The organism is Vibrio sp. 10N.222.46.A1, assembly GCF_041473595.1.
Taxonomy (GTDB): Bacteria; Pseudomonadota; Gammaproteobacteria; order Enterobacterales; family Vibrionaceae; genus Vibrio; species Vibrio tasmaniensis_A.
This window is the reverse complement of record NZ_JBFRSN010001283.1, coordinates 1-620: the sequence shown is the minus strand read 5'-3', so window position 1 is coordinate 620 and position 620 is coordinate 1. Positions and strand designations below refer to the sequence as shown.

The 620-nt window shown below is 46.9% G+C and carries 1 pseudogene; it reads left to right on the top strand.

The annotated features are described in order from the left end of the window. Positions 1-549: pseudogene (locus AB4496_RS25980) on the top strand (NADP-dependent phosphogluconate dehydrogenase); the annotation flags it as partial. Positions 550-620 lie beyond the last annotated feature (71 nt).

Sequence of the window (620 nt, the reverse complement as noted above, 5' to 3'; positions counted from 1 at the left end):
GAGAAACTGTTCGGTAAGACTGTTGCTCCAGTTGAAGGCAAGCAAGAGTGGGTTGATGCAATCCGTCAGGCTCTACTTGCTTCTAAGATCATCTCTTACGCTCAAGGTTTCATGCTAATGCGTGAAGCGTCGAACGAAAACGGTTGGGATCTAAACTACGGTAACGTTGCACTTATGTGGCGTGGCGGTTGTATCATCCGTTCTGCATTCCTAGGCAACATTCGTGATGCTTACGAAGCGAACCCAGAAATCGCTTTCCTAGGTTCAGATGCATACTTCAAAGGCATCCTAGACAACTGCATGGGCGCTTGGCGTAAAGTTGCAGCTAAGTCTATGGAATCAGGCATCCCAATGCCATGTATGACTTCTGCACTAACGTTCCTAGACGGCTACACTACAGCTCGTCTTCCAGCGAACCTTCTACAAGCTCAACGTGACTACTTCGGTGCTCACACTTATGAGCGTACTGACCGTCCACGTGGTGAATTCTTCCACACAAACTGGACTGGTACAGGCGGCGACACTGCTTCTACAACTTACGACGTATAATCGTTAGTTAGAATCAGTAAAGAACACGTTCGTTCTTTCAGCTGAAAACTAGAAAACAAAAGGATGCCAAT